Source organism: Bradyrhizobium ottawaense (assembly GCF_900099825.1).
Lineage (GTDB): Bacteria > Pseudomonadota > Alphaproteobacteria > Rhizobiales > Xanthobacteraceae > Bradyrhizobium > Bradyrhizobium ottawaense_A.
In genome coordinates, this window is sequence record NZ_LT629693.1 from 5,861,663 (window position 1) to 5,883,662 (window position 22,000).

The 22,000-nt window shown below is 59.2% G+C and carries 31 protein-coding genes and 5 pseudogenes; 13 read left to right on the top strand and 23 right to left on the bottom strand.

Features of this window, described 5'->3' with window-relative positions; genetic code table 11:
* Positions 1 to 147 precede the first annotated feature (147 nt).
* Together BLR13_RS27390 and BLR13_RS27395 are read right to left on the bottom strand one after the other, a co-directional pair.
* Positions 148 to 390, bottom strand: a complete 243-nt coding sequence (locus BLR13_RS27390; RefSeq protein ID WP_074817535.1) for a hypothetical protein — start codon at positions 388 to 390, stop codon at positions 148 to 150.
* 165 nt (positions 391 to 555) lie between these two features.
* Positions 556 to 822: a hypothetical protein gene (locus tag BLR13_RS27395; RefSeq protein ID WP_074817533.1), complete on the bottom strand. Its 267-nt coding sequence runs from the start codon at positions 820 to 822 to the stop codon at positions 556 to 558.
* Between the two features lie 798 nt (positions 823 to 1,620).
* On the opposite strand from BLR13_RS27395, the gene BLR13_RS27405 reads away from it, so the two are divergent.
* On the top strand, positions 1,621 to 2,019 hold the full coding sequence (locus tag BLR13_RS27405) for a hypothetical protein (protein ID WP_074817526.1): 399 nt from the start codon (positions 1,621 to 1,623) through the stop codon (positions 2,017 to 2,019).
* A gap of 122 nt (positions 2,020 to 2,141) precedes the next feature.
* Here the strand turns inward: BLR13_RS27405 and BLR13_RS27410 are convergent, their stop codons facing one another.
* From BLR13_RS27410 to BLR13_RS27440, 10 genes and pseudogenes are all read right to left on the bottom strand, one after another.
* Positions 2,142 to 2,399, bottom strand: a complete 258-nt coding sequence (locus BLR13_RS27410) for a hypothetical protein (protein ID WP_074817524.1) — start codon at positions 2,397 to 2,399, stop codon at positions 2,142 to 2,144.
* Positions 2,400 to 2,852: 453 nt separating this feature from the next.
* On the bottom strand, positions 2,853 to 3,176 hold the full coding sequence (locus BLR13_RS27415) for a hypothetical protein (protein ID WP_143039657.1): 324 nt from the start codon (positions 3,174 to 3,176) through the stop codon (positions 2,853 to 2,855).
* 122 nt (positions 3,177 to 3,298) lie between these two features.
* Complete coding sequence (locus tag BLR13_RS27420; RefSeq protein ID WP_074817515.1) at positions 3,299 to 3,520, bottom strand: hypothetical protein; 222 nt, start codon at positions 3,518 to 3,520, stop codon at positions 3,299 to 3,301.
* Positions 3,521 to 3,730, bottom strand: coding sequence for a hypothetical protein (locus BLR13_RS40435; protein WP_143039656.1), 210 nt, complete (start codon positions 3,728 to 3,730; stop codon positions 3,521 to 3,523).
* 443 nt (positions 3,731 to 4,173) lie between these two features.
* On the bottom strand, positions 4,174 to 4,380 hold the full coding sequence (locus tag BLR13_RS27425) for a hypothetical protein (protein ID WP_074817512.1): 207 nt from the start codon (positions 4,378 to 4,380) through the stop codon (positions 4,174 to 4,176).
* A 468-nt stretch (positions 4,381 to 4,848) separates the two neighbouring features.
* A complete protein-coding gene (locus BLR13_RS40440; protein WP_157793724.1) occupies positions 4,849 to 5,019 on the bottom strand; it encodes a hypothetical protein in 171 nt (56 codons plus the stop codon).
* Positions 5,020 to 5,063: 44 nt separating this feature from the next.
* Positions 5,064 to 5,330, bottom strand: a complete 267-nt coding sequence (locus tag BLR13_RS27430) for a hypothetical protein (protein WP_074817509.1) — start codon at positions 5,328 to 5,330, stop codon at positions 5,064 to 5,066.
* 379 nt (positions 5,331 to 5,709) lie between these two features.
* Positions 5,710 to 6,036 carry a Myb-like DNA-binding domain-containing protein gene (locus tag BLR13_RS42645; protein ID WP_074817506.1) on the bottom strand — a complete coding sequence of 109 codons (327 nt, stop codon included), beginning with the start codon at positions 6,034 to 6,036 and terminating at the stop codon, positions 5,710 to 5,712.
* Between the two features lie 113 nt (positions 6,037 to 6,149).
* Positions 6,150 to 7,069 (bottom strand): annotated as a pseudogene (gene ligD, locus BLR13_RS27435) (non-homologous end-joining DNA ligase).
* A complete protein-coding gene (locus BLR13_RS27440) occupies positions 7,069 to 7,422 on the bottom strand; it encodes a hypothetical protein (RefSeq protein ID WP_074817503.1) in 354 nt (117 codons plus the stop codon). Before BLR13_RS27440 ends, ligD begins: the two are co-directional and overlap by 1 nt.
* Positions 7,423 to 7,541: 119 nt before the next feature.
* Between BLR13_RS27440 and BLR13_RS27445 the strand changes: the two genes are divergently transcribed.
* On the top strand, positions 7,542 to 7,736 hold the full coding sequence (locus BLR13_RS27445) for a hypothetical protein (RefSeq protein WP_074817500.1): 195 nt from the start codon (positions 7,542 to 7,544) through the stop codon (positions 7,734 to 7,736).
* 779 nt (positions 7,737 to 8,515) lie between these two features.
* On the opposite strand, the gene BLR13_RS27450 is transcribed toward BLR13_RS27445, so the two are convergent.
* The 4 genes and pseudogenes from BLR13_RS27450 to BLR13_RS27465 all read right to left on the bottom strand — a co-directional run.
* Entirely contained in the window at positions 8,516 to 9,178 is a 663-nt protein-coding gene (locus tag BLR13_RS27450) for an SOS response-associated peptidase (RefSeq protein WP_074817494.1), read from the bottom strand.
* Between the two features lie 26 nt (positions 9,179 to 9,204).
* Positions 9,205 to 9,600, bottom strand: a pseudogene (locus tag BLR13_RS27455) (transposase); the annotation flags it as partial.
* A 49-nt stretch (positions 9,601 to 9,649) separates the two neighbouring features.
* Entirely contained in the window at positions 9,650 to 9,994 is a 345-nt protein-coding gene (locus tag BLR13_RS27460) for a hypothetical protein (RefSeq protein WP_349532521.1), read from the bottom strand.
* Positions 9,943 to 10,080, bottom strand: a pseudogene (locus BLR13_RS27465) (transposase domain-containing protein); the annotation flags it as partial. The pseudogene BLR13_RS27465 and the gene BLR13_RS27460, both read right to left, overlap by 52 nt.
* A 496-nt stretch (positions 10,081 to 10,576) precedes the next feature.
* On the opposite strand from BLR13_RS27465, the gene BLR13_RS27470 reads away from it, so the two are divergent.
* Positions 10,577 to 11,575 carry an ABC transporter substrate-binding protein gene (locus BLR13_RS27470; RefSeq protein WP_157793725.1) on the top strand — a complete coding sequence of 333 codons (999 nt, stop codon included), beginning with the start codon at positions 10,577 to 10,579 and terminating at the stop codon, positions 11,573 to 11,575.
* A 368-nt stretch (positions 11,576 to 11,943) separates the two neighbouring features.
* Here BLR13_RS27470 and BLR13_RS27475 read toward each other — a convergent pair whose 3' ends face one another.
* From BLR13_RS27475 to BLR13_RS41140, 4 genes are all read right to left on the bottom strand, one after another.
* Positions 11,944 to 12,123, bottom strand: coding sequence for a hypothetical protein (locus BLR13_RS27475; protein ID WP_074817487.1), 180 nt, complete (start codon positions 12,121 to 12,123; stop codon positions 11,944 to 11,946).
* A gap of 126 nt (positions 12,124 to 12,249) precedes the next feature.
* On the bottom strand, positions 12,250 to 12,426 hold the full coding sequence (locus BLR13_RS27480) for a hypothetical protein (protein ID WP_154070767.1): 177 nt from the start codon (positions 12,424 to 12,426) through the stop codon (positions 12,250 to 12,252).
* 197 nt (positions 12,427 to 12,623) lie between these two features.
* Positions 12,624 to 13,274 carry a response regulator gene (locus BLR13_RS42650; protein ID WP_433994232.1) on the bottom strand — a complete coding sequence of 217 codons (651 nt, stop codon included), beginning with the start codon at positions 13,272 to 13,274 and terminating at the stop codon, positions 12,624 to 12,626.
* Between the two features lie 54 nt (positions 13,275 to 13,328).
* Positions 13,329 to 13,577 (bottom strand): hypothetical protein, encoded by a 249-nt coding sequence (locus BLR13_RS41140; protein ID WP_171944934.1) that lies wholly within the window; start codon positions 13,575 to 13,577, stop codon positions 13,329 to 13,331.
* 37 nt (positions 13,578 to 13,614) lie between these two features.
* Here BLR13_RS41140 and BLR13_RS27490 point away from each other — a divergent pair, with 37 nt between their 5' ends.
* Both BLR13_RS27490 and BLR13_RS27495 read left to right on the top strand, forming a co-directional pair.
* Entirely contained in the window at positions 13,615 to 14,169 is a 555-nt protein-coding gene (locus BLR13_RS27490; protein WP_171944933.1) for a Crp/Fnr family transcriptional regulator, read from the top strand.
* A gap of 222 nt (positions 14,170 to 14,391) precedes the next feature.
* Positions 14,392 to 15,009, top strand: a complete 618-nt coding sequence (locus BLR13_RS27495) for a hypothetical protein (RefSeq protein WP_074817480.1) — start codon at positions 14,392 to 14,394, stop codon at positions 15,007 to 15,009.
* Between the two features lie 51 nt (positions 15,010 to 15,060).
* On the opposite strand, the gene BLR13_RS27500 is transcribed toward BLR13_RS27495, so the two are convergent.
* Positions 15,061 to 15,267 carry a hypothetical protein gene (locus tag BLR13_RS27500; RefSeq protein WP_074817476.1) on the bottom strand — a complete coding sequence of 69 codons (207 nt, stop codon included), beginning with the start codon at positions 15,265 to 15,267 and terminating at the stop codon, positions 15,061 to 15,063.
* 159 nt (positions 15,268 to 15,426) lie between these two features.
* Here BLR13_RS27500 and BLR13_RS27505 point away from each other — a divergent pair, with 159 nt between their 5' ends.
* From BLR13_RS27505 to BLR13_RS27535, 8 genes are all read left to right on the top strand, one after another.
* Positions 15,427 to 16,308 carry a YihY/virulence factor BrkB family protein gene (locus BLR13_RS27505; RefSeq protein WP_074817473.1) on the top strand — a complete coding sequence of 294 codons (882 nt, stop codon included), beginning with the start codon at positions 15,427 to 15,429 and terminating at the stop codon, positions 16,306 to 16,308.
* Positions 16,309 to 16,501: 193 nt separating this feature from the next.
* Positions 16,502 to 16,714, top strand: a complete 213-nt coding sequence (locus BLR13_RS27510; protein ID WP_074817470.1) for a hypothetical protein — start codon at positions 16,502 to 16,504, stop codon at positions 16,712 to 16,714.
* A gap of 293 nt (positions 16,715 to 17,007) precedes the next feature.
* On the top strand, positions 17,008 to 18,174 hold the full coding sequence (locus BLR13_RS27515) for a hypothetical protein (protein ID WP_074817467.1): 1,167 nt from the start codon (positions 17,008 to 17,010) through the stop codon (positions 18,172 to 18,174).
* A gap of 1 nt (position 18,175) precedes the next feature.
* Positions 18,176 to 18,805: a hypothetical protein gene (locus BLR13_RS27520; protein ID WP_079585769.1), complete on the top strand. Its 630-nt coding sequence runs from the start codon at positions 18,176 to 18,178 to the stop codon at positions 18,803 to 18,805.
* Positions 18,789 to 19,037: a phage holin family protein gene (locus BLR13_RS42285; protein ID WP_283808255.1), complete on the top strand. Its 249-nt coding sequence runs from the start codon at positions 18,789 to 18,791 to the stop codon at positions 19,035 to 19,037. The genes BLR13_RS27520 and BLR13_RS42285 overlap by 17 nt, the downstream gene beginning before the upstream one ends.
* Positions 19,038 to 19,078: 41 nt before the next feature.
* A complete protein-coding gene (locus BLR13_RS42290) occupies positions 19,079 to 19,180 on the top strand; it encodes a hypothetical protein (RefSeq protein WP_283808269.1) in 102 nt (33 codons plus the stop codon).
* Complete coding sequence (locus tag BLR13_RS27530) at positions 19,177 to 19,869, top strand: hypothetical protein (protein WP_083387574.1); 693 nt, start codon at positions 19,177 to 19,179, stop codon at positions 19,867 to 19,869. Before BLR13_RS42290 ends, BLR13_RS27530 begins: the two co-directional genes overlap by 4 nt.
* A gap of 116 nt (positions 19,870 to 19,985) precedes the next feature.
* Complete coding sequence (locus BLR13_RS27535; protein WP_074831038.1) at positions 19,986 to 20,852, top strand: hypothetical protein; 867 nt, start codon at positions 19,986 to 19,988, stop codon at positions 20,850 to 20,852.
* 38 nt (positions 20,853 to 20,890) lie between these two features.
* Here BLR13_RS27535 and BLR13_RS41390 read toward each other — a convergent pair.
* Both BLR13_RS41390 and BLR13_RS41395 read right to left on the bottom strand, forming a co-directional pair.
* Positions 20,891 to 21,479, bottom strand: a pseudogene (locus tag BLR13_RS41390) (DUF763 domain-containing protein); the annotation flags it as partial.
* A pseudogene (locus BLR13_RS41395) lies at positions 21,449 to 21,875 on the bottom strand (thiamine pyrophosphate-binding protein); the annotation flags it as partial. The pseudogenes BLR13_RS41395 and BLR13_RS41390, both read right to left, overlap by 31 nt.
* Between the last annotated feature and the right edge of the window lie 125 nt (positions 21,876 to 22,000).

The following is a 22,000-nucleotide window of genomic DNA, read 5'->3' on the forward strand; positions in this document are numbered from 1 at the left end:
CACTTGAATCCCTCCCTTGACTCAATTCTTCCCATGTGAGGCCACTGAGGGTCGAAGCAGGCCTGTACCAAATGTAGCGACGGGGATTGAAGCTCAAAATGACCGCTGCCCTTGCAATCCGGGCATTCATCCCGGGCGGGAAGGTGGTCAATTTCTATCTGAACGCAAAAAAAGTGGCAGGTCGTCGGCTTCTTCATTGGCCGGAAAGCCCGTATCAGGTTCGGGAATTTTGTATGTCTTACGTTCCAGGCGCGCCCATTGCGTCGCCTGGCGATAGTCACTGCAGCGGAGAATCATTTCCTGGTCCCGAACGACAACCAAGACGTCGCAGATCGGAGAATCCGGATAACTCCGGATCGTAACTGCCGGCGGAGCGTATTTGCCGGTCATCGCAACATCTTCCTTTGCCCGAAAGCATTTCCCGGCTGGATGACACGGGACTGTAACAGCCGGGCGGCTTCACGGAGCGCGGTCCCTGAGTTATCGACTCAAGCCCTCCGCACCAGCGACGACTTCATTGAACGCGCCGCCGACCTGCACACCGTCGTGATAGAGCTACGTACCCTGCCGCAGGCCAAGCAGCGACGCGATACTCCGCAGCCGTTCGCGTTTGTCCTCAATGGTCAAGCCATCGAACTCACCGGGCTTGCCTGTCTCTTTCCGCTTAACGAACATGCCAAGCTCAAGGCCCAGGAGATGCAGCGCTTTGTTTGCGCCTGCGCTGTCCGGCTTCTCCTGTGATCTGGCAGCGATCACGACGGAGACGAACTGTTCCGTCAAGGACGGCACGGCGCGCAAGGCGCCGGCGGTGAAAAGCGCCACGCTGTGCTGGCGGCCCCCGCGTCGCGGCCGGCATCGCCGCCAGCGCGTCCGGTTCGGCGCCCTTGTCCAACGACGTCCCGGCGACGCGGTCAAGGCCCGCCCCTAACGCGTCGGCCCGGGTCGCATCACGCTCGATGGAGCGTTTTGATTTACCCGTCTTGGACGCGGCATCGCGTGCGAAGCTGGATACGGCCGCCAAGTTGGCGCTAGTCCCTTTCGCATTTCGTGCGGCCGCATTGCCACGGGCAGCGCCGCGCTTTGTCTCAGGGTAAACCGCCTCATAAGCCGCCTTGCGCTTCGCAACCAGCTTCGCACGCTGCGACGGCGTCAAGTCGCGGCGGATCAGGTTTTCGTCGATTTCTTCAGGTGCGAAAATAAATCCGGCTGCCGTCCGGCCCATCATACCGGGCGCGCCCTTCGGAACAGAGGACACGCAAGCAGCTGGCGACCGTCGGGCGCGCTCCAATTCCGATCGCGACATGGATTTCCCGAAGCGTTCTGCCCTCGGTTTCGGACAGCGCGGCCAGCACTGATGCCAAGCGTTCGCGGCTGGGCTTATCGGCCATTGCCGGCCGTTGGTGCGATTGTTTCCGGCATCGTCATCCTTATCGTAGCGGCGCCGATGGCGTCGACGCTGCGGATGAATTGATGAGCTAGGCGGCGTTCAGCGTTGGTCGGCATGGGCAGATGGAAAGCCTATTTTGGGTTCTGGGGTCAAGTCCGCGTCGCGCTACCACTAGATGCTAGACCGCGTCGCCCGATACTCTATCGTCGTCCTTTTCGCCTCCGAGGTCGCAGGTGAGTTTTCAGATCACAGTTTTAAAAGTGTTGGCGGGCCACCCCGGCGGAGAGTTATCCGTCGACGACTTAAAACGCGCGGTGGCGATCCTCATTTGCAGCGGCCCGGATTGGACCGATCGCACAAAGCGGCTGCTGGCGCGCGCGCCCGGATTAGACATCTTCAGCCTGTCGTTGGTCACACGCGACGCGCACGGATGGCAGATTACCGAGGCGGGGCGGGCGTTGCTGGCCTCGATCGAAAACCCGCCCACCGCGTCGGATGAGCCGGAAGCGCCGAAAACCGCGCCCGCGGAATGCCCTGTTTATTCGACTTCTGCACCTCTCCCGATGCAAATCGTCGGCCGTAGGCAGCGCACGTCGCGCCGACGCCGGCGCGCGGGGCGCCCAGCGGCTTAGGCGGGGGCTGAACCCCAAGGGCGAAGCGCCGCCTCGCCGACGAATGCGATGCGGCGCAGGAGCGGGGCGAGGTTGCAAGCGCTAGGGAGGGCCGTAGGCGTTCTCCTACAGAACGCCTACCATCAGCCGCCGACGTGGGCCTGTCTCGCACGGATATCCACGAAGCCCGAAAAATCCGCGACGCCGAATGGCGCGAGTGAACTTTTCTCAAAACCCTGCAAGCTTAACAGTTGGCGGTCGGTCATCTCGCGTATTTCGCCGACCGTCATCACGCCCGCTTCGATTGGCGTATTGCGTATTCTCGCTGGAAATCGAACGTGGCTGATCGGAGTGTCATGGGGCAATTCAAGCGCGGGGTATAACTCGGTCACCAAGCCCATAACGTTTCTTCGCCTTTCTTCGACCGCGGATCAGAGCGCCCCTTCAGGAGGCCTTTTTACGGCTTAATCATTTTGGATGATGAGAGAAAAATGCCGTCGTGTTCGTTCCCGGGGGCACAATGGAAAAGGCCCGGCGCAAGGCCGGGCAGTTCAGAAAGCGAACCATCATCCTAGATTGGCAATGCCGCCATTGTATTTTCAGCCCGTCGGTTCAAAAGATAACACTGGAACCAAAAAAATCTGGAACAAGTGGCAACGACCGGCGTTAATCGGCCGTCGAAATAGACATCGCACGCCCCCAGACGGCCTCAGCTCTCTCCCCCGGGCTGGGGCCGTTCCTTTTGGCAGGTCTGTCCTGTCCAAGACGCGGCACTCAACTGGGGCGCGACGGCTTCTTCGGCTGATCAACGCGATCGTGCCTGAATTCCGATGACCCTTTCTGCACGGGCCTTTTTACGGCTTAATCTCTTCGACGATGAGCCGGTTGGAAAATTTGACGATTTGAAGGGTGACGTCGTTCGCCTTTGCAATCTCGCGCGCGACCGGAATTATACTCTCTAACCGTGCTGCATCGGCCGCAATCAGCGGCGCATAATCGCCGGTCGTAAGCTTGGCTCGCGCAACGATTTCTCGACCGCCATTGTCGACGTAGGTCACGACCCAGAGTTGTTCGAGCCGCTGAACGCCGTCGGACGACCCCATTTTAAGATCCACTTGGTGAACCAGAGACGTCGTGAGCACCGCGGCTGTAGCTAGCGCAATATGTGAGAAAGTCATCCGGTTAGCCCTCGCCAATTTCCGATCGCAAATCGCAGAGCGAGGGTAGTCGTCCACACCAAAAATCCGGCAACGCCCCCGATCAGGTCGTTACGTCGAAGCGGTAGCGGTCCACCCATCGGTCAGCCTTTGGTTGGAATGAGAGCGCGCAAGGCCGCTTGACCGGCTTCCGTTATAAAATAACTTCCACCGTTCCGCTCAATCCAGCCCTTGGTAAGCATCGCCGCGATAGTTTGTTTGCCCGCCGGATACAGTTTGTCGCTCGACAGACCCATGCCGACGCTCATTTTTTGTAACGCCGCGCGTTCGATCGCGTGCGGGATGTGACTAGGCCGCGCCGGCATTTATTTGCTTTTTGCCTTCAGCCCGAGTTCGACGAGCCGGCGGATGGCTTCGGAGCGGCCCGGCTCGTCGTCTTGGCTCGCGGCCCAAGCATCGACGGTGGCGATAAATTCGTCAGACAAGCGCATCGTGCGGGTAGGGTCGCGGCCCGTCGCTGGGCGCCCCGCACCACGTCTTGCACCACCGGCCGTTTTTGGCGTTGCCTTTTTCATAATTTGGTCTTACCGTTTTCAAGCTTGAAAAACAAGCGGCCCGCCGCGGTGGTCGAAACACCGCGACAGGCCTAACCCCGAGCAAGGAGCGACCCATGCTAGAGGCTGACAGCGTGCATAGCACGCCACCTGAAAACACGTCTGCACTTCCCCCGCGAAATCCACCGGTGGGCGCCGCCCCCGGCGGCCTTTACCTCCCGACCGATGTCACGCCCGAAACGCTGTTTCAGGCGATCGGCCGCCTTCGCAAGTAGGCCCAGGACGAAATAGACCGCCTGCTGGCGTTCCTTGATGCGACCGATGATCCCGACCTCGAAGAGGATGGAAGTTCCGAACCCTCGCTTGCCTCGGTCGGGTCGACGTGCGCGCCGGCCGATCAGACCCGCTGGGGAGAGGGCGATCGTGCCGATCTCGAAGAATGCCAGGGCGATGACGAACCATCCTTAGGCTGGACAGACGCCGGCCAGTTCGGCAACGCCCCGGGCGACGACCTTGAGGCCGAACACGACGGCTGGGAGCCGGACGTCTGTGGCGAACCCAGCCTCGGCTCCCGGGACCAGGAGGTCAATCAGGTGGGCGCTTGGAACCAACCCGCGGCATGGGTGATCGACGGAGAGGTCGACATTCTCGATGATGACGGCATCGCCCATTCCGCGATCTGGCGGCGATGACCGGTCTGACGATATGATCTTGACGCAGCAACGGCGGCGGCTTCGGCCGCCGCCTGCCATATGATCGGTAGGACAATGGACGCGGACAAAGCCAGCCAATGATCGAACCGACAGAGCCAAGCACCTTCGCGATCGTGCGGTACACCTCGCCCGCATCGAAGGCCGCCCGGTCTGCATGTTCGAAACGAAGCGCGGGGTGCGGCGGATCGTCCAATACGAGCGCGGTCGCCTTGGCATAGAATACTGTTTACCCGCGCGATCTAAGCGGGCCGGCGGCTGTGAAATCTGCCCGGCCCACTGATTACACGATCCTGATCCGGTTCAACGGCTTGAAAGTCCTGAGCATCGCGTGGGACCAGACCCGGACGGCTGTGCTGATTTACAAGCCCGGCAGCTGGGAACGATACTTGGACGGGCTTTGCCCGGGGACGTCGACATTGGCATCCGTCACCGTCCGGACGACTTGATCGCCAGCGCTTCCAACATCGCGGCTTTCCGGACGTGCAGATAGTCGTGATACCGTAGCTTCGTATCGGCCGCCCGGGCTGCCTTGAAGTCCCGGTTCAGGTCCTTCAGATCGCCCGCTCGCTGCATCTCCGCGATCTGGGTCTCTACCACTTCGACCGCCGCAAATGCCCGCTGAACGACCTTCGAGAACGGGGTCAGTCCGCGACGCCGGCTTCAGCTGCGGCCGCATGGACGGCCGCCAGCGCTGCGGCGTAGCCCGATCCGGGCGCGGTCCTCGCCGCGGCCAGCGCGGCGACCTTCGCCTGATTGCCGGCCGCGCAGCAATAGACAGTCCGGTCGGCCGGCCCGAACATGCCTGCGCCGTCGTCGGCCCCGATCGCACCGGTCGCGTCGACATGGACCGCGGCGATCCCGGCGGCCCGGATGAAATGGTCGGCGAGGCGTTCTTGTCTCGTTGGCATGTGGCAAGCAAAAGCCGATTTGGCGTGCCGCCGTCAACTTCAGTCGTGGCGTTTGGGCTTTGGCCCGGTTCCAAACGGATGCCCGGCCGCCCGTCGAACCCGCTGGCGGCCCGACGGCGGGCTGAGGAAGGCGACGCCGGGCCTAACCGCGGGGCAAGTACGCGCCCTACAGAAGCGGCTGTATCGTAACGTGCGGGTCCGGCCCTTGTGCCAAGGCCGGGCTAACCCGCGTAGGTTGGCAGGGAGGGCTGGGCATGATTGTCCGGGCAAGTGCGTGGAAGCCGAGCCGCGATCTTCTTCGAACCGGGGGTGGTCTGATCGGGCAATCGAGGCACAGCTGTGTATTGCGAACGGTAGACGCGTTCCTTGAGAAGGACACTTAATTCTCTGCCATTCGTTTCAACATGATCGCCCTGTGTCGGACACCACCGACCGGGCGATTTATTTCATCGGCAATCTGTGACCATGACGCTCCGGCTTCGACGAGACTCAGAAGGCTCTCATCTTCTTCCGGCGTCCACGGCGGGCTCTGGTGACGGGTACTAAGCTGGCCAAGGCTTTTTAAAATCGAAAGCCTAGACCTGATAGCGGTGACAGATCGACCCAGAGTTTGGGCAATGACTGCGTCGGATATTCCTTGTTCGCCCAGCTGCAATAGCTGTCTATCATCAGTCACGGTCCATCGTTTGGCAGTTCCGCGGAACATTGTGGATCACCCGAAGAACCTGTAAATTAAATCCAGAGTGGCACCACCAAGTCCGAACGCGATTACCATGCAAACGATAACTTCGTCGCGGTCGAATTCGGGCAGTGGTTCGTTCATAGGTCCTCTCGCAGCCCTTTGAAGAACGGATGCCGCAACTTACCCTCGGCTGACTTGGCGCGGTATTCGATTTCCGCCAGCAAATCTGGTTCGACCCAAATCCCTTTGTGCGCGATCTTCTTTGCGTAGGGCTGGGTTTTACGGATTAGCGGCGTCAGCCGGCGCCGCAGCTCGGCGGCAGAGGTCTTGTCGAAGCCATGGTCGACCTTGCCGGCGTAGACCAAGTCCTTGCCCTTGCGCCGGCCAAGATAGATGCCGTCCCATTTGGTGCCGTCGACCGCGAAGCCGGCGATCGTTAGCGTCTCGCGCTGGGCGCAGGTCTTCTTGACCCAGTCATTGCCCCGCCCGGACGTGTAGCGGCTGTCGGCGACCTTGGAGACGACGCCTTCTAGGCCGACCTTGCAGGCGTGCGCGTAAATCTCCGGCCGTCGGTCTCGAAGCTCTCGCTGAACTGAATATTGGTCTTGGCGATCAGCTTCTTCAGATGTGCCTTGCGCTCGCTCAACGACAATTGTCGCAGGTCGTAGCCGTTGAGATACAGCAGGTCGAAGGCCACCATTACGATCCGGGCCGACTTGCCCTTCAATTCGTTCTGCAACACCGAAAAATCGGTGCTGCCGTCCGCGGCGGGCACAACGATTTCGCCGTCCATGATCGCGGAAGCCGCGCTGATGTGGAATGCGTCATCAGCAACCTTCTTGAAGCGCTTGGTCCAGTCGTGGCCGTTGCGGGTAAAAATCTTGACGTCCGAATTGGCGATGTGAAGCTGGACGCGATAGCCGTCGAACTTGATCTCGTGGACCCAGCGGTCGCCGCTCGGCACCTTCTCGATCGATGTTGCAAGAGCTGGCTCAATGAAACCGGGGAAGGGTGCCTTGACGCCGATCGCCGCCGACTTGTTGCGCTGGAATGCCATCAGACCAAACGAAGCGTGAGTTGGTGCCGGTCATGACCTTCGTTACGTTCGACGAAATCCTGAATACTGGACGGCACGTCGCGCAATTGCAGGTCGCAGCGCCGGCGCAGCTCCTGGGCGATGTCTTCGGAGACGTCCTTCGCCCAGTGCTCGGCGATGTTGAAGGCGATCACCCTGACTGGGTCCTTGTACTGGCCGGTCAGCAGGTCAGTGATGACGGTTTCGAGGTCGGTTGCTTCCGCATCGGCCTCGCCCCAGACGGCGCCGAGGCGGCCTAAGTCGTCCTTCACCAGGTAGACCGTCTGATCGTCGCCATTGGGCACGATTGACGGCGTCCAGCCCGAACTACGCATGACACAACTCCACACCACAGAACCGGGAATTCAAGCTTATGTCAGGTTCTTTTGTTCCGGAACCATTTTCCGAGATGTGGCTTTTGATGTGCGGAAGGATCGTTAGAGGGACTGAGGTTATGGACGAAAGGGTCAAGCTCAAGCGCAATCGTATCAAACCAGCCGGCTCGCTCGAAGAGCGCCTGCAGAGATTTGCTGATCAAGCCAAGACGGCCGCCAGTTTGGCGCCTCCCGGCCCCGAAAGGGATGCCCTGATCGCGAAGGTGAAGAAAGCCGAGTTGGCCGCGGCTGCAGCGCAAAGGCTAGGCGAATAGTTCAGTACCGGCTTGCGCGCCGCCACAAAAACGGCCCCAGCGCCTTCGGGGGGACCAAAGCGCTGAGGCCAGTTTAAGTATGCACGTGTCTAGCTGACACCTGCGCCAACGCCGGCCATTGCCCGCTTGTTCCTTTTGACCTTGGCGCGCTCCGGCGAGCTGCTATTCCGGCGCCGTCTTGCTTCGGATCATGGCTTCCTCAACCTGATCGGCGAGGGTTGACAGGTGGTTCGCCAGCCGGTCGAACATTTCGCGCTTGGCCGGATCGGTGTCGGCGGACATAACCAGAATTCGGGGTCGCCGGTGGGATGTCGATGCAAAACCGGCGACCCCTAAGCCGACCACTTCCAATTGCCCCTCAGTTAAGGCGATGACCGGCCTGCCATCATAATTGCGATCGATCGGTCGGAGTTCCTCAGAGGCCGCCTCAGTTGGCGGCCTCTCGGCCTGTACCGGCGAACAGCTCGGCTCCGGCCGGCGTTAACGCCTCGCCATTTCAATTACGCACTAATGAAAAGCCACCTTTCGCGCTTCCAATTCAACGATGGCTTGCGCGATCCGGTTGGTTGTTAGCGGATCAAAGCCCTGCTTGTTGATCTCACGATATTTCGCAATTGTCTTATCGAGTTCGATGCATTCTTCGCACATGGCTTCACCGCTGGCTTAGGGCGGGAGCACGCTGCTCTCTGTCATCAATAGATGCCGAGGGAAGGATCGATGATACAGGCTAACGGGTGTCCTCCGGTCCGGTTCCGGGGCCACAACTGAGGCGGCCGTTTTCATGTGGCCGCGTTATCTTCCTTGACGGCGCTCCGGGCAACGATTTTCAGCGCGTCATCCGGCAGCGGCCGTTGCAACGCCTTCGCTTCGTTCCAAGGCGCCCGCATCCAAACGTCGCGTTCTTCGTCCGTAATGAGGATCACCGGCATAGCCTTTGGATGGATCGGTTCGACGACGGCGTTCGGCGCCGTCGTCAGGAAGCCATAGACAAGGTGAGGGCCGGGGACCGGCTTGGACTTGGTGCCGCGGTCGCCCTTGAACTCGGTCCAGATGCCGGCGAAGGCCGTCAGCGGTCGATCGTCGCTCAAGGCAAACCAGACTACGTCCTTTTTCTTGGTTACCGGATTTGGTTCTGGCGCGTATTCCGCGAAACTGTTGAACGGGACCAAGCACCGGTTTTCCGGCTTCAGCCAACCCCGCCAGTGCGGTGAGGACATGTTGCGGATGTTGGTAACCGGCGGTCCGCCAAACTTCGGCGGCGGCGGCATGCCCCAGCGCATCATTGTCAGTTCGCGGTCATCGCCGGCGTTGCGCACCACGGGCGCTGGGTAGTCGGGAAATACGCCGGGCATCGGCGGTAGATTGCCGACGTAGCGGTTTAGAACGCGAAACAGTCGGCGGATCGCCTCCTGGTTGGTGGTGATTGAATAAAGGTTGCACATCGGACCGAAGCGCCTAGTACCCGGAATCAGAGCTGAGTGATACGTCGGCCTTTGAATCTGCGTTGCCGGACCTTTTTCTTGGTCCAGACGAACGGCTCAGCTCTGTCGTTGTATGCTTTGATGTAGGCATCGATGTGCTCCTGGAGCTGTTGTAGGCTTGTGAAGGAGGCGCCGCTGAGCGACTGCCCTTGCAAGATCGAGAACCATACCTCGACCTGATTGAGCCAGGACGCGCTGGTCGGCGTGAAGTGAAAATGCACATTGGGGTGGGCCTTGAGCCAGTGCTCGTTCTTCTTATGGGTGTTGAGATTGTCGAGGATGACGTGAAGCTGGCGGTCTGGAAAAGCGGCGGCCACGCTGTTCATGAAATCGAGAAACTCGACGCGACGCCGCCGTTTTGAATGTGTGGCGATGATCTTTCCGTAACCATGCGCTGTAGGCCGCAAGCGCGCTGATCTATCCGGTTAGCAGTTAGATCTTGTCGGACTCTTCGGTCTTCGGCTTCATCATCGCAGCGAGCGCTTGGCGGCGTTTTTCGATGATGCTGGGGGTATCTTTGTGGATTGCGATCAGGTCTTTGAGGTTCTCGATCCCGTCATCGGTGAACGCCATCACCCCGTCTTCACCGACGCCGACGACCCATAGCTGGCCATCCTCGGGGTCCATTTCTTCGGCGACCTCGAACAGCCATTCCTCGTCTTCTCCAAGCATCTCGGCGACATGGCCGAGAGTGAACACGTGGCTGACTTTGTTGACGTGCCCCATCAAGCCGCCTGCATCGCAAGGCCTTGCTGTTGAACAGTCTTCCAATTCCAAGGCAACAGCTCATCGAGCCTGTGAGTGGGGTGTGCGGCAATGCGAGCGAGCACATCGGCGAGCCAGGCCTGAGGGTCGGCGTCGTTCGCCGCTGACGCGCGGGGGCTCTCACGCGCTTGTTAGCGGCTCGGACAATTCGAACGTCCGCGTTCTACCCCTCGGGGAGCAATGGCCGGTGGGTTACGTCAAGGACGTTCTCAAAGACGGCTGATACTGAGTAGGCGTGTGCTCCACACGAACGGTTAGCACTGCCTCTCGCTCGGCGATGAGGGCGCCCCTTCACCGGCGGGGTTTTTCTTGGCTCCGATTCGGAATGTGGGGCCGCCGGTGTGGAGAACAATCGCCGGCGACCCCGGCCCGCCGCGCCCATAAGACCGATCTCAAAAGACGAACGCGTGGCGCTCCTCCACCAGGTCGCGGTTTCTGGATTTTTATGGCTCATGGGTGAAACGGACCGTCAAAAGTTGGCGGTCGCCTCGCCTTGGGAGCGATTACGTTAGTCCTGCTCTTAGTTAGCGGTGAAATTCAGGGTAAACGTGTCGGACCTAATATCGAACAGAAGTCGAAATGATAGAGTTTGCGATGGCAAAACCCCCCGGCGAAACACGCGCGCGCGCGTCGCGGCGTTCGCCCGGCCACCATGTCCGGCTGCTGGGCGGCCGCGCGACGGCGCCGGCGCTTGATGCTCCAGCGGAGCTGCCGCCGCCTGCGGTTTGCGCGAGTGCGAGAGGGCAGCTCCCCAGTAAAAGGCTTAACGCCACGGGGCTCGCCGAGGCAGGTTGGCGAGAGGGACAGATCATTTTTGACGTTCGCTGGGGCGGTGCAGACGCGGATCGAATCGGCGCCTATGCGACAGAGCTGGTGAAGTTGAATCCGGACGTAATCCTCGCGACTAACACGCCTACAGCGCGCTCGCTCAAGCTCGCCACCGATGCAGTCCCGATAGTGTTCGCCGGTCTAAGTGATCCGGTTGGCGATGGCGCCAGCCTGTCGAAGCCGGGGCGCAACATCACTGGCTTTACCAGTTTCAATGCGCCGATCGCCGGAAAGTGGCTCGAACTCGTAAAAGAGCTTTCACCCGCCACAAACCGAATCGGCGTCATCTACAACCCGAAGACAGCGCCGTATTCCATCTTCCTGCCGGTCATGCAGGAGATTGCCCCCAAGTTGGGGATAGCGATCGAGCCCATGCCGGTGGGCGATCAAGCGGAGATCGAGAGCGCGGTCGCCGCGCTCGCGCGCGAACCTCACGCAGGGCTTGTCGCTCTCCCTGACGTCTTCATGACTAACAACAGTAAGCTGATATTCGCATTGGCGCTGCAGGCGCGGCTGCCGACCGTAGGGCCGCTTCGCTTCTTTGCCGAGAACGGCGCACTCGTTTCCTATGGTTCCGACTTCATCGGGCTGTTTCACCAATCCGCTTCTTATGTCGATCGTATCCTTCGCGGCGAAAAGCCGGGCGAACTGCGGGTGCAGGAGCCGACCAGATACGAGTTGATCCTCAACCTGAAGACGGCGAAAGCAATGACGTTGGCTGTCCCGCAAACCGTTCTCGCCCGCGCCGACGATGTGATCGAGTGAGGAGGGCGACTTCAGCTCCTGGCACAAAGCGTCAGCTTGCGCGGTGCAAGGCCATGTCCGGAGTTGGGGGTAAAGCCGACCTGCCTGTTGAACGCCCGGACTTCTCACTTTGACCCTGGCGGTGTAAAAACGTGAGATCTTACAAACCGTGGAGAATCTGATTCTCAGATGTCGCCGTGCCGCAGCTCAGTATGCTCCTCACACGCTCTGAATGGGCATTTGAAGAAATGCTTTTCTCCGCGATTTGCTCGCTGCTGCGTTTTTACACAGCCAAGACCCAGAGCGGACATTGAGACACCGAACTTCCAATCGTCCGCGAAACGATAACAGGCGCTATGATGCCTGCCATCACGCTATCAACAAACGGGTTACGGCGGCTGTTCCGGCTTGAGAGCACCTGTCTCAATGAGCCGTTGCCGCACGATCGCCAAAAGGCGGTAGGATTCAGCCACATCAGCGTAGCGTTCTTTTAATGTCGGTTCGCTGGTCGATCTTGCCAGTTCATCGAACTCGGCAGCCTTCTCCAAATATTCGGCGACGCTGCGCATGTCCTTGTCCCCAGCGCCAAGCAACGCACAATGACAAATTGGGCGGGATCAAGTATGGCTCAACGGTGAGCAAACAGCGGAATTGAGGGGTAATCCGCTAGGTCGCACCTAGGGCCGACAAACGGGTTACGGCTGTTCGGGCTTGAGAGCACCTGTTTCAATCAGCCGTTGCAGCTCGCTGGCCAGGAGGCGGTAGCATTCAGCCACGTGAGCGTAGCGTGCTCTGAGGGCCGGTTCGAAGGTCAGTCTCGCCAGGTCATCGAACTGGGCTGCCGTCTCCAAATACTCGGCGACGCTGTGCATGTCTTTTCCCTTGCACCAAACAATGCACATCCTAAACGAAAAGCCCGGCGCAAGCGCCGGGCAGATCGCAGTATGGCTAACGGGTGCGAACAAATTGAATAAAATTGCAATAGTCCGCGCGCGAGCCGTCTGGTCGGTTTGAAACGCAGGCGGAATTATGGACGATGCTAACCTTCTCGCTTAACCACCTTGCTATGTTAGGAGCTAGCCAATGCCCGTTTTGTTGTCTGGAGAATTTGATTTTTGGGAGATAGCGACCGCTGCCAGCGCTGTCCGGTTGCTGATTTCCAACTTCTCATAGATGTGATGGAGATGCACCTTGATGGTACCGTCGCTAATATTGAGTCGACGGCTATTTCCTTGTTCGACAAGCCTTCGGACACCAAGCACATGATCTGGTGCTCTCGGTTTGTTAACGCTGCAGTGACCGCGCTTTGCTCCCGAGATACCTGATCAGAGCAAGGCAGCGGGAACAGCCTCTGCCCATCGGCGACCTGCTGCAGCGACTTCACCAGAAATTCCAGTGCCGCATTCTTCTGAATGACGCCGTAGGCACCGGCAGCGGCTAACTCGACCAACTCGCTGTCTTCAACAGACGCGGTGAAAAAGACCACCCGCGTGGAAAAACCCTCGGAGCTAACGATGCTGAGAAGTTCCAACCCGGTCAGGCCAGGCATTGAGATGTCGAGAACGGCGATATCCGGCCTTAAATTCCCAATTGCTTCGATGCAGCTCATGCCGTCACTGCAACACGCAACAATTTTAAAGTTTCGTTGCGCTCCCAGCGCCTTCCTCAAACCCTGCACGACCACTGGACAGCTGTCTGCAATCAACACATTGATGCGCATAAGCAGCCCCCTACTAACGCTAACCGACGTTCGTTTCGGGCCGCCTTCGCAGGTTTAGCGACGGCGCAAGCTGCCGAATGAGCGTTCTTTTTCTGCGCCCGACCCGCCGTGATCTCCCGGCCAGTTCAGCCCGCTTGCGAATTGTATACCCGCAGCGACGGCGCGTCTGTGATATGAATCAAAATAATCCAAATTTTTAAGTCTTGCTGAACCATTGTTCCATCCCATGGCGGCACGAAAGCTCTCACCGAAAACCAGAAGTAATACGACAGGTGTGCCCTCAAAGCGCAGCTTCTCCGGCATATTGCCGAACCTGCCGATCCAGTTTTCCGAGAGCCTGTTGGCAAACGCGAAGCCGCAATCGCTCGCCGAAAGAGAAGTGCTATTTGAGGCTGGCGACGTCGCCGATGGTTGCTATCGGCTTGAACAGGGCCTGCTCAAGGTCAGCATCGCTTCGCCTCAAGGTGACGAGCGGATACTGACGATCCTTGGCCCGGGCTCGATCGTCGGAGAACTCGCGATCATCGACGGGCTGCCGAGATCGGCCACCGTGGTCGCGATCCGGGACTGCAAGTTGAGCTACATGGGCCGGGAAGCGTTCGTCAGTTGCCTACGAGAATATCCCGAAATCTACAGCGATCTCGTCTCCACCCTGGTGTCACGCTTGCGCGAGGCCGATAATGCGATGGCAGCAGCAAGCTTCCTGTCCGTCAAGGCCCGGGTCGCGCGCGCGCTGCTCGAACTAGCGGAGCATCTCGGTCGCGAGACGGAATCCGGACGAATTGTCATTCTCCACAAGATCAGGCAGAGCGATATCGCGGCAATGGCGGGCGTTGCGCGCGAAAACGTAAGTCGAACCCTGACCGAACTGAAGGGGCGCGGATTGATCGGTTAATCATCCAGCTACTATTTCATCAACGACAAGCGAAAGCTTCTGCGCGAGACCGAAGATATAGCGTGAGCTGATGCATCGCAGGAGGCCGCAAAGGATGGGATCGCCGCACTTCGTGTCGGCTTGCTAGAGGCGGGCTTCAAGTGAAGGCGCGAATTATTCCTTGGCCATACGCTTCGCCAGAGTACCTGCGACCTTGCTGCCGCTCGTCGACGAGGTGATCGAGTGAAGCTTGAGCAGGCACGGGGGTTCCTGAAGGAAGGTCCGATCAGGGCCTATCACGAGGAAATCCTCTTAGGCGCGCTGAGACTGGCCGAGGCAGATGCCGCGCTCGGTCGCCTTGACGATGTTCGGCTTGAGAATATCCACGAGACCGTTTCCGAAATCCTAGAGGATGTCGCCTCGCACGAAATCAATGAAGAAGGGGGAGCAGGGGACGGTCAAGTTGCGAAGGGAAAGGTCGTCAACATTGACGCGCGCGAACTTGGGAAGCCCGTCTTTTGCGTACCGGGCTTGGGACGGCTCGACGATTGCGTGGCGCTGATCGTCGCGGACGCGCTTAAGCGCGAAGGATACAATGCGCGCGTCTCCGGGGCCGATACCGAAGTTGATGCGGGGAATGCAGAGACAGTATGCGTGTGTTTTCTCGAGGAGGTGTCGGAAGCAAGGGCTGCTTTCACGGTCCGAAAACTTTCCCGGAAGGTGGCTACGGCCGACGTGATCATTTGCGCGCTGGGGAGCAAGGCGGATCAGCTGGGTAAGAATGTTGGGCCGAGATCGCTTGAGGCCCTCATTGCCGCGGTTGCCAAACGTGCGATGGGAAAAACCCGTCAAGAACAATAGGTTCGAAGTATTCGAACCGTTCCGTGGCAGGCAGCGCCCAGCATCGGACCCTTAGCCCGAGTTTGCAGCGCCGGTCGTCGTCTCAGTGGCCGGAGCGGTAACGCGAACCTCGTGACCTTGGCGCAGGGCCAGCGATGCCGCAGCTACAGCGGCCTCAAAAGCCGATTCCTTGGTCTGATAGACGTTCCTGGCGAATCCGTCATGTCGCACCCGCCATTCGCCGGCCCTGCCGAAAATTTCATAGACTGCTAATCCCATGGAAACCTCCGTTCGAAAAGACAATGTCGGGGTCCAAATCCTGTTCCGCAGGATCGGTGGTAGCCATTGCCTAACGCTCATTGTCGCCGCTTCCGAACGCGATGGAACCGTTCTTTTTCGGCCAAGTTACAGAGCTGCCGCACTTGATCGAGCAACTGAATGTCAGACGCTTGGAAGATTCTCAGGTCCGCAGTCCAGGGTTACATCGCCAATAGCGCCCTGAGCCGCGGCGCGGCAATGTCTTTTTACGCCGTCACTTCGCTGACCCCGGTCCTTTTGATCGTGGTAGCCGTCGCGGGCATTGCCTTTGGACAAGACTCGGTCCGCGATGGCCTCATCCAGGAAATTGTTGGGATTCTTGGACAACAAAGTGGGGAATTGGTCAAATCGATGCTCGCCAAGTCCAGCGATCCGCAAACCGGAACCTTGGCGACGATCTTTGGCATTGTAATGCTGCTGGTCACGGCTTCAGGGGTGTTCGGGGAAATGCAGGCCGCTTTGAATGCCACCTGGAAGACCAAAGCTCCCGACGAACCATTTTTTTCGATGATCCGGGGCCGGGCAACGAGTCTCGGCCTGGTAGGTGCACTCGGGTTTTTGTTGATGGTTTCGCTTGCCGCAAGCACGGGCCTCTCGGCTCTGGCGGAGTATCTCGGCAGCAAGAACGGCCTGGCGCCGTTGATCCTGTCGACCATTAATACTCTGGTGTCGATCGCCCTCTTCACGGCCTTGTTCGCCGCCATTTACAAGGTCCTGCCAGACACCCCGATTGCATGGCGGGATGTCCGCACTGGCGCATTTCTGACAGCGCTGATGTTCACGGCGGGCAAAAGCATGATCGGTTGGTATTTGGGGACGACCGCGACCAGTTCGGGCAACGGAGCCGCGGGCGCTTTGATCGTAATCCTGCTCTGGACCTACTACTCTGCGCAGATATTCCTGTTTGGGTCGGAAGTAACTAAAGCCATCGCTGACACTCGATTGGAAACGGAATCTGCCAGACGTCCACAGATTCCTCAGCGCGTTCAATCCGCACGCTGACGCTCAGATAGGCTTTTGAGTATTCGATTTCGTCGAATTCATAAGGAACTCATGACGTCGCGTTGAAGTTGAATCGTGGACCGGATCGAAGGTCGACGCAGCTCTTCGATAGTCAGGCTCCGGCGCAATCGGGGGCCTTTTAAACGATGCCAAGTTTTAACGATCTCGGCTTTTATCCAAGAGGCGCGATTTAATGCCACTCAAGAGCAATACGAAATGGACCGAGGAGGACGACCGGCGGCTTCTGCAGTTGCGATCGGCGGGGAAGTCGACGCGTTCGATCGGCCTCGCGCTCCGGCGCTCGTCTTCCGCCATAGAAGGTCGTTTGGGAGTGCTCAAAGCCAGGGCGCGGGACAAAAAGCGAGAGCAGTTGACTCCCGTCAACCGCGGCGCGGTCATCGATTAGGGTTGCGACGGCCTTAAATTGGCACGTCCCATCGATCTGGGGAAGCTGCATCGCGGCGGGGGCGTGTTCGACAAACGGCGGCACAGCACAGGGCAGCGGATTGCCGCAAGCGCCCGATGTGCATGACCGGATACATATCGCTCGGAGGCTGTCCTCCACCGCCGCGCTCGAAGCGAGGAGGATGGGCGCGACGTCGCTGCCCTGATTATTAAACGTGCGGACTTCAAGACTCGTCGGGAACAATAGGCAAAGTCGCGGAGTTCAAAATTTAGAACAACGAAGGAACTAAGGTCATGCAGCAACCCTCCGAACGGTCGCTCCGCGAGCTACAGCGCGAAACTGAACAGACGCGCGCGGGTTTGACGCAAACGGTGGAGCAGCTCAAAACCAGCGTTTCCGACACCGCGAGTGAGATCAGAAACCGCATCAGTCCGGAAAGTATCAAGGCGGAGGTCTCGGACTACGTTCGCTCGCGAGGGGAGAAGATGCTGGAAGACATTACCTCGGCCGCGCGTCGAAACCCAATGCAGGCCGTCGCCGTCGGTGCAAGTCTTGCTTATCCTCTGTTGCGATTTGCAAGGGTAATTCCGGTGCCCATCCTGATGGTAGGTGCGGGGCTGTTTTTTGCCGGTTCGAAGACCGGTCAATCGCTCACGCAAAAGGCGTCGGATGTGGCTTCCGACCTGTCGGACGAAGTTAGCCGACGAGGTCATGATCTCTCGGCGCAAGCAGGTGCAATGGTCAACTCGGCAAAAGGAACCGTTTATAGCGGTGCGGCGCGTGTTGGCGAAGCAGTATCGACTGGCTCAGATCAGGCTCGCCGAACGGCGTCCTCAGCTACAGACATGAGTTTGAGTGACCGGCTAAAGGACTCCGGTGTTTCGCTAGGGGATAAGATCAGCACGCGTGTATCGGACATGAAGGACGGTGCGTCCGAACTGGCGACTACCGCGATCGATTCGACGCGCGACTTCGCCGCGGGAGCGGCTACGGCCACGCAAAAAATGGCCTCGTCCGCGACCGATGCGGGCTTGGAAATGGCCAAGGGCGTACGGGACAAGACCTCCGATTTATCCAATCGGGCCGGCAAGACGGTTTTGGACACGATCCAGGAGAATCCGCTTCTCGTAGCAGGCGTTGGCCTGCTTATCGGCGGTCTTATTGCGAGTGCACTTCCCAAGAGCGATCTGGAAGAAGATTTAGTGGGCGATGCAGCCGCTGCGGCTCAACGGCGGGCGAGTGAAGCAGCGTCTAAAGGCTTCGACGCGGCGAAGGGCGTAGCCGGGGATATTCTCGAGAGCGTGGCGCGGCAGGCCGGCGCGGAGGGACTCACGCCCGATAAACTGGATGAGACGGCCCGGGATCTCGGGCAACGGGTGAGACGTGTCGCTGAAAGCGCGGTGACGACAGCGTTCGATCCGGAAAAGGCACCCCAATCACACACCGGCGGAGGAAATTAATATGGCTGATCCAATCGGAACCGCGCATCAGGGCGTAGCCTCTCTTGGGCAAGGACAAGATTCGGCACGAGCGAAATTTGACGAGGCGGCGGCATCGACGAAAAGTCTGGGTGAACAGGCCATGTCAGCTGGCCGAGACATCACGGACAAGGCAAAGGATTTAGCTGAGACCTCAACAGATAAAATCAAAGGGCAAGCCTCTGATTTCGTGGATGCCGCCAAGGATGTTGCATCTCAGGCAACCGATATGCTCAAGGACGCCGTGAATGATCGAAAGGCGTCGGGCGCTGAATATGTCGGCAGTCTCGCTGACACCATGCGGCGCGCCGCGCGGGAGTTCGATACCGATCTTCCACTCGCGGGCATCTATATTCGAAAGGCCGCATCGCAGGTTGAGGGCATCTCCGACCAGATTCGCAGCGGCAATCTCAATGATTTAGTTCGAAATGCGCAGTCGTTTGCGCGGCGCCAGCCAACTGCCTTCCTGGGGTTGGCGGTATTGGCCGGCTTCGGAGCCGTCCGCTTTCTCAAGAGTTCATCCGAAACGGGCTCACCTGCTGAAGGACGCGAAATGGCTGGCCATTCCGCGATGACAGACAACCGAGGGTACCGTAATGACTTCTCGAACTGATCGGTCCATCCCGGAACTGTTCAGCGACGCGTTCGGGCAGCTTGCTAAGCTGATTGGAAACGAACTCGCGGTTGCGCGTGCCGAACTGTCTGAGAAGGCCGGGCAGGTCGGGAGAGCGGCGGCAATGATGGGTGCGGGCGCGGTAATCATGATTTCCGCACTCGTTATGCTGTTGTTCGCCGCTGCGGCAGCGCTGATGCACGCCGGCTTTTCAGACCTGTTGCGTATTTGATCTCCGGCGGCGGCGCGGCAATCGTATCGATTGTTCTTGTCGTGGTCGGCATCAACCGGTTGTCCGGTGATGCGCTAAAGCCGACAGCGACGATCGATGAGATCCAACGTGACAAAGCAGCCGCAAGGGAGATGGTTCGATGACCGATATGGCTGAAAAAGGTTCGGACTTCCTCAAGGACCTGGGCGATGCCGCGCGCCGCAACCCGATGTCGGCGGCACTCATCGGGATGGGAATCGTTTGGCTTTTCGCCGGCGGGAAAGCTGGAGTGGCGCCGGGCGATCTGCTCGAGCGGGCCGGCATGGATCGCGTGCCGGAGGCAGCGAAGGCCACTTTCAACACGGCGAGGGACAGTGTGGCGTCGACCACCAATTCTGCGGCCGATACGTTCCGTGCAGCCGGCAGCGCCGGTATCGAAACGGCAACCCGAATGGGTTCGGAATATGCAAAGTTATTACCTGATTCAGCCAACGTCTTGGACAGTGTACGAGGCAATCTGACCGACCTCCTCAAAGCGCAACCGCTGGCGTTGGGTGCAATCGGATTGGCAATTGGCGCCGGCATTGCCGCGGCCTTGCCCAATACGGAACTCGAAAACTCCTATTTGGGCCAGACCAGTGACACCGTGAGAAGCAAAGCGGCCGCGATCGCAGGCGAGCAGATGGATACAGTCGCCACGGTTGCGTCGGATGTGGTTGACGCGGCGAAAGAAGGAGCGCGCAAGGAAGGCCTTACCTTGGATGACGCAAAGGCGGCCATGGATGGACTTTCGGGCAAGTTCGGTCGCGTTGTCGACGCAGCCGGAAAGAGCTTGTCCGAAAACTTGCGGTGAACCGCAAGTTCGATTGGTTTAATCAAACGTGGAGAGAAAAATGAACGGTCTGATCTATTTGGTAGGCTTGGTTGTCGTCATCCTGGCTGTATTGTCGTTCTTTGGACTTCGGTGAGATGATGATTGAGATGGAATCCACAGCCCCTCCCGTCGGGGTGCCCGCGCGGTATGTGACTTGGACACCTGCGATCCTGGGTGCCTTGGTGGCAACCGCACTGTCGTCGATCCTGGTCGCATTCGGCGCAACCGTGGGGCTGGGGATTTCGTCGACGGCGCCAACTTGGCGCGACGCTTCCGCCGCTTTGTGGCTTTTATCAGGCCTCTATCTGATCATCCAGGCGGCTTTGAGCTTCGGCGTGGGCGGATATATCGCAGGTCGCACGAGTGTCGGTCTCGCAGCATCGGATCCAGCCGAAGTCGAACACCGCGACGGGCTGCATGGCCTAGCTGCCTGGGCGATTGCTGTGGTCCTGGGCGTAGCCCTTGCCGCGCTGCTTGGAAGTGCAACCCTGTCACGACCCAACGTCAACGCGGTTTCTTCACGAACCAGTGCGGCCGAACCCCTGCTAAGCTATGAACTCGACCGATTGTTCAGACCGGCGCGTCGCGCTACTGCAAATGTAGACCTTTCCCAGGACCGCGCGGAAGCCGGAAGAATGCTTCTTACGTCTTCAAGCCACTCCGGTATGAGCAGTGAAGATCGCGTCTATCTCACTCAGCTCGTTTCGGCCACCACTGGTCTGGCTGCAACGGAAGCCGAGCGACGGGTGGATACAGTAGTCGCGAGCTCACAGGCCGCGATCGCAAAATCGCGCCGGAGTTCCGTTATTCTCGCTTTCTCCGTGGCATCCGCGCTATTGCTGGGTGCTGTGATAGCGTGGGCCGCTGCCGGGATCGGGGGCCGTCATCGCGATGGCGCTCCGCTGCCATCTTGGATGCGCTCTCATGAGCATGGAGTCGAGTACCGACGCGGCATGTCGTGAAGGTCTAGGGACTACCGGCCTTCTTAACCCAATGTCCTTCAGACGGATCTTCCATCAAAAGTGGGAGAGGCGGTGCGTTCTGTTGCGATAAAGTCCTCCAGCAGTGGACCCTTGGCGAAGCCCTCGAGCCGGCGCGCCTGGACATCTAGACGTTTCAGGGCCTGGATTTCCTCATCTTGCCCCAGCTTTGCCTTCTGCACAGCGGAGTTCATGACCGTGATCGTCTCGTCGTAGACCTTGAGGGAAACGAGGTAGGGATGACGATCCTTCCCACCATGGGCCAAAGAGAACCGCGCGGGATCATGGAAGCGATAAGGCGATCCATGCACGACCTCGGCGACCATGGCGAGCGATCGGACTATCCGCGCGCCGACGCCAGGCGTCAGCAGGCGTTCCGTAAAATCAACGGGACCGCGGTTGGCTCGCGCGCGTGAGCTTGGCGCCGTCGAAACCGATCCGTTCACCAAGCAACTTCAATTCGTCCGGCGCTTTTCGCGAATGCTGACCCCGACCTCCGCAGACATGGATGCCGAGTTCGCCGGAAAGCGGACCCAGCCCGCGCTTGAGAACGGAGGGGCCATTGGATGCCTTCGCGACCTGATGCATCGATCGATTAGATGTCTTACCTGGCTGGCGCTGAGGCCTCCTGCACAAAGTCCGCCACATCCGCGAACATGCGGTCAAGATTGAGTTCCTGTTGGTAGCTGCCGCCTCGGACAGTTGCTTCAGCCTGACCGCAAATCGCAAGAACAGGCGCGTGGTCCAGCTTGGCATCGTATAGGCCGGTGATGAGGTGGGTGGCGCCAGGACCGCCTGTGGACAGACAGACGCCGATTTCGCCCGTGAACTTGGCGTGCGCAACAGCCATGAACGCAGCCATCTCCTCGTGTCGGACCTGAATGAACTCGATCTTGTCGGCCCGCTGCAGGGCTCCTATCACGCCGTTGATGCCACCGGGATATCCGTAAATCCGCATGATCCCCAGGCGTACAGGCGCTCAAGGACGAAATCGCCGACTTTCATGGGTAGCTCCGATGTTCACACGACGCACATTGGGGATGTATTATCAAACCACTGCTGGCCGGAGTTCGTGTTCCAACGCCTCATTCTGAGGCGATTTCCAAGGATAATGGATAATTGTCGTACTG